Origin of the sequence: Mesorhizobium sp. M4A.F.Ca.ET.050.02.1.1 (assembly GCF_003997725.1) — a bacterium.
Lineage (GTDB): Bacteria > Pseudomonadota > Alphaproteobacteria > Rhizobiales > Rhizobiaceae > Mesorhizobium.
Genome location: NZ_RZSG01000421.1, coordinates 1 through 5,258 on the forward strand (window position 1 = coordinate 1; position 5,258 = coordinate 5,258).

Genomic DNA, 5,258 nt, shown 5'->3' on the forward strand with positions numbered 1-5,258 from the left:
CGCGCTTGTAGACTTGGACCCCCAGTTCGTGTCCGAGCGAGAAGACATAGGAGTTGGTGGCCCAGGTCAGGAAAATGCGGACGGAGCCCGCCGTGAGGGCGACCACCGAAAACAAAAATGTTAGGCCAAGAAGGCTGTCCGAAGCATCGGTCAGTCGAAAGCCGGCCAGCTGACGGGCGAGGAAGGACTGGCCGCCGATTGCCTCGGGATTGGCGATGCGGGCGAGGAACGGCAGCAAGGCTCCAAGTGTCGCCGCCTCCGCGAGAGCGCCGCAGGTCATCAGGCCCAAAAGCCCGAAAAACTGTCGTTTCCGGCGCTTCGAAACCTGCTGCCACAAGCGCCGAAGCGTATCGGTGGTGCTGCCGGGGTTGCGTGTTCCGTTTGGTGCCAAAGCCGTGTCCGCGTTCACGAATGCCCAATGCTCACGTTCAGCCGCCCGCGACAAGCCGCATGCGGTGCCGATTGACAATTTAATCACAGACGGTCGAAGCTCGGCCGTCCACAACTTCGATCTGCAAATGAGTCTGCGGCTGCGCCCGCGCGGTGGCCATAAGCATGGATAGCGCCCTAAAAATGCGGCAAGGAACGTCACCTATCCGTCTAACGGCGGGACCGTTGCGATCGCTGGGATTGTTATCGGCTGGCCTCGGGACGGCGTTCTTGCTGTTCGTTTCGGCCTACCCACTTGGATTGATCAGCGCCTATCCGGCACCACCGCAGGCCGCAACCGAAGGCCCCCTCGGATTCGAGGAGAAAGTCGCAGACGTCGATGACCTTTACCGCGATCCGGAGGAGCCCGTGCAGGCCTATCTCCAGCGCCTCACAAAGGCGGTGGCAGGCGGCATGGTGCACTACTGGACGCAAGGCGACGAGTGGACCCTCGCAGACACCCGCTACACAAGGATAGGGCTTTTCGACAATTACCTGCTCTGGATGCAGAGCTTCCTTCCTCAGTATCGGCAAAACCTCCAGAATTATGAATTTGTGACTCCCCACAAGGCGCTTGCCCGCGGCTACGGCTTCTGCTCCCAGGTTTCGAAGATTGTGTATTCCGTCCTGGCAGATCAAGGGATCGAAGCCACGATATACACGGTGCCTGAGCACACGGTCGTTGAGTCGAATGGCAGCATTCTGGACTCTGACTACGGCGTCTTCGTCCCCCATTCGCTTAGCGAGGTACAGCAGGATCCCACCATAATCGATCCCTATTATGTGCAATTCGGATCGATGCTGCCCCTGTTGCACAAAGCCTATGGCCAATCGTGGCAACCCCTCGGGACGTCTCAAGGCTTCAACGACGTCCGGAACTACGAGGCAAAGTTTGAGCGCCTGAAATGGTGGCCGCCGCTTATGCTTGTGGCGGCGGGTATCCTGCTCACGGCTTTCGGCACGCTTCTGAGGCGTCGCAATATTGCTTAGGCCGGACCGGATTAGTTGTTCGCGAGCCTTCGATCCGACTGGTTCACGAACCCTTTGGGTTGCAGGCGGTGCACGCGTATGGCAAGCCGGGCCCGAGCGGCGAGGGCTGCGAGAGGATGGGGCTTCGAAAAGAAATTCCGATGCCTGGTACTGAGCAACGGGACCTTGCCGCCGTACCCGCGGCGACGCTGACAAAAATGCGTCGCCGGGGAGTGCTCTTCATTATCGGGCAACTCGACCTTGGGGGCACCGAAAGCCAACTGGTCATGCTCGCGAAGGATCTGAAAAGACGAGGCTGGCGGGTGGAAGTGTTTTCGCTTTCAAAAGGCGGCGTCCTGGCCGAGCCTTTGAGCCGTGCCGGCGTAAACCTCGTTTACGGACTTCACCGACAGAACCCCGCGCCCGCAGCGGCGGCATCTGCCAAAGTCATTGAACCAAGCGTCGCACCAAAGACGCGACCGAGCGTGAAAGCAATGCTGGTTCTTTCCGCTGCCGCCGCATCCCTTGTTGCCCGCATCGCCTTGTCGCGGCCAACGGCCGTTCACGCGCTGCTGCCTCTGACCAATTTCCTGGGCGCCGTTGCAGGTCGGATCGCTTTTGCACGGCTCGTGATCACCTCAAGACGCGGTCTCGGCAACCATCAGGAGCGATGGCCTCGGCTCAAACGAATGGATCGGATCGCAAACAGGCTTTCCCACGTGGTGGTCGCGAATTCTCATGCGGTCGCGGCCGATATGGCAGCCCGGGACGACTACGATGTCCACGCGGTAAAGGTGATACCGAACGGCCTCGATCTAAGCCGCTTCGATGACATTGAAAATAGCCGGGCCGAGACCCGGCTGAAACTGGGTCTCAGCCCGGACGAAATCGGAATCGTAATCGTTGCCAACCTCATACCCTACAAGGGACATAGAGATCTGATCCAGGCGTTCGCGCTCGCCTCCCCAAGGCACTCGGGCCTGCGGTTGTTCATGGCCGGACAGGATCGGGGCATCCGCGAGGCTCTGCTGGACGAGGCCGCCCGGCTAGGCGTCGGATCGAAAGTGCAGGCTTTAGGGAGCCGGACCGATGTCCCGGCCCTGCTCGCGGGCATGGACATCGGCGTGATCGCTTCCCACGAAGAGGGTTTCTGCAACGCCTTGATGGAAAAGCTCGCCGCCGGCCTTCCAGTCGTCGCCACAAACGTCGGCGGGAATCCAGAGGCCGTCTCCGGGATGCCAGGATGTGTCCTGGTGGAGGCTCGTGACCCTGCTGATCTCGCTCGCGGGCTTCTTGCCGTTCTCGACCGAATGCCGGAGCCGCTGGCCGACCGGAAGTTTCGGCAACAGACGATGCGGCAGCGCTATTCGATCGCAGCCATGGTCGACGATTATGAACGCCTCTATCTCGCGGGGAGATGAATGAGCGGGATCGGTCATGTCCCCCAGGATCGCTCCTCGAGTGCGGCTCATCGGTGGAGGCCGATCCTGGCGAACCTTTCGGCCGGGCTCTGCGCGCTCGCCGTGGCGCTCTACCAGTCGTGGTTTATGCCGTTCTTTCTGCCGTTCTTTACGGGCAGGGATGAATTCGCGAGGCTGGTTTTCCACGCCCTCTATGGCAGCGTCCTGATCGTTTCTTTCGCTGTCCTGGTGGTGCGTCGTGACGTGCGAAAGGCGATCGTGCCGCTTGCGATCGCCGCAGCGATGGCAGTCGCTCCGGTTGCGCTGCATCCGGTCGGGATCGTCGCCAAATGCTATCTGATCACCCTGTTTCTCGGTGGCGCGGCGATCGTGACGATGCTTGCCTCCTCCCCCGCAACTGTGTTGCGGCTGTCGGCGTCGGCCACTGCTCTCAGCGCTGTCATCTGCTTTCTGGATCTGTGCTTCGCCAACGGCTTCACCAACACTCCGGGCAGAGCTGCCGGGTTGGCGATCAACCCGAACGTCGCAGCGGCCGGCCTGCTGCTCGGCGCGGCAGCCAGCTACGGCGCGGTTACGCAAAAATGGCGTGCGAGCTTTCTTGTTCTTGTGGGGGCGGCACTGCTGGCCACTCTTTCCCGCTCGACCCTTCTCGCCGCCTTTGCGGCCGTCGCGGCGCCCATTGCCGTTCGCCTCTGGCAACGATTTCGCGATGGACGGCAATTCCAGATCGACCTTGGTGATTGGGCACGCGCGATCGCTGTCGCATTTGCGCTCCTGGGAGCGATTGGCATTGCCTCGCTGACCAATAACTATTTCCGCGTTGCCGTGGGAGAGTCCCTCGGAGGGGTACTCTCGCTGAACGAGGCGCTCAACGAAGCGTCGGCGGCCGTCGACACTCCGCTCACAGCCGCATCCCCACCCAGGCCCGGCACTCTGCCGCCGACGACTCCAGCGGCTTCGTTCCACGCCGACCTCCCTGGCAACGGCGTCAACGGACCTTCTTCACGGCAGCCGGAAGCAAGGACGTTGGAAAGCGCGGGGCCAGCTTCTCCTAAAGCTCCGTCGGACACTGGCGCGATGCCAGTTCCGGCATCCAACGCGATGCCCTCATCGGCATCCTCATCCAATTCGGGCCAATCTCCGAGCGCTAGCAAGATGCAGGCACTCGGCGAGCGGCTCACGGATGAAGGTGTAAGAAATTCAATCTCGGCACGCGCTCTCTTTCTGGAACGCGGCTTGCTCGCCTACAGGGAAGGGGGCTTCTTCGGCCGAGGCCTCGAAGAGGCGCAGGCTCTCGCGCCCCACAACAGTTTTGTCCTGTTCGCGATCGCCTTTGGTCACCTCGGATGGCTGGTTCCGATCGGTCTCGTCGGCTTCGCTTTCTGCTTTGTCCGCGATGCGAGAGACCTTCCTCTTGGTGTTGCCGTCCTGGGCGTCATGCTCACGTCACATGACGTCTTGCTGACCCCGAGCCTCTTTCTGCCCGTCGCGCTGGGGATCGGCGGCATGCTCGCCGTGAAGGTCGAGCCTGCTCAGAACCAGAGAACGGGTTGGAGCTTTGCTGCGGGAACCGTCGGGGGCGCAGCTCTCTTCGTCGCCGGCTGCGTCGCCATACTCGCCCTCACGCCGCAGCTGTCCGGGGGGCGGTTGCAGAACGAGGCAATGTTCACCTCCAGAGGAGGATACGGAGCCCGCCTTCCGGCCCCTAGCTTTCCGGGCCTGTTCCATTTTGACGACCTTCCTGCTTCGCAAGCCTCCTATCTGCGAGAGGACGGGACACCGCTGCGACGCGTGAACTGGTCTGCGCACTCGTGGCCCGCCGTCCGGCAGGGCGAGTACACGTTTCGCCAACGGGATACGGTGCTGTTCGCCGCCACGGATATAAGCGATCCGCGCCAAAATGGGCGAACCTACGAGGTCGCCGTCCCGCTTGCGGTCAGCGCGCTCTGTTTCATCGTTCTGGGGACGATCCTGGCCTGGTCGGTCGCGACGGCAGATGCGTGTCGAGGATGTCTGCCTCGCGCAGATTGATTCACCGCCCCCTGCTGCTCACCGCGACGCCACGGCTAGGTCGTCCCGCAGTTTTCCGATGATTTTCGGCACGATCAGCCTTGCGCCGAAGACCGACAGGTGGTGGTCGTCGACGTAGAGGCTATGTCCTGCGCCGTCCGTCGCGCGGCACTCCGTCGTGGAGCAGACGGTCTGCACAGGGTCGACCAGCTGAAAGCTGGAATGGCTCGCGAACGCCCGAAACGCAGCCTCGAAGGCGACATGCTCCGAGAGCGACGGCGCCGGGCATGGCAACGAAAAATAGTGAGGCCTCACGTCGCAGATCAGGTTGGTGTTTGGAGCGTGCCCGATCAGGATGACCGGACCGCGGAAATCGGCATAGAGCTTCGCGACGTCCATGAGCATCATCGGAAACAGCTTGCCCAGATC

Annotated in this window: 4 protein-coding genes and 1 pseudogene; 3 read left to right on the forward strand and 2 right to left on the reverse strand. The window is 61.9% G+C overall.

Annotated features, from left to right (window positions below):
* Positions 1-409 (reverse strand): annotated as a pseudogene (locus EOA33_RS23310) (hypothetical protein); the annotation flags it as partial.
* 251 nt (positions 410-660) lie between these two features.
* On the opposite strand from EOA33_RS23310, the gene EOA33_RS23315 reads away from it, so the two are divergent.
* From EOA33_RS23315 to EOA33_RS23325, 3 genes are all read left to right on the forward strand, one after another.
* Positions 661-1,419, forward strand: coding sequence for a hypothetical protein (locus EOA33_RS23315; protein WP_127406698.1), 759 nt, complete (start codon positions 661-663; stop codon positions 1,417-1,419).
* 116 nt (positions 1,420-1,535) lie between these two features.
* Positions 1,536-2,819: a glycosyltransferase gene (locus EOA33_RS23320; RefSeq protein ID WP_190234347.1), complete on the forward strand. Its 1,284-nt coding sequence runs from the start codon at positions 1,536-1,538 to the stop codon at positions 2,817-2,819.
* The gene (locus EOA33_RS23325; RefSeq protein WP_127406700.1) at positions 2,820-4,850 is read left to right on the forward strand and encodes a hypothetical protein; all 2,031 of its coding nucleotides are present in this window, start codon (positions 2,820-2,822) and stop codon (positions 4,848-4,850) included.
* 18 nt (positions 4,851-4,868) lie between these two features.
* Here the strand turns inward: EOA33_RS23325 and EOA33_RS23330 are convergent.
* Positions 4,869-5,258 (reverse strand): SGNH hydrolase domain-containing protein (locus tag EOA33_RS23330; protein ID WP_281033543.1); only part of this gene is annotated, 390 nt, incomplete at its 5' end.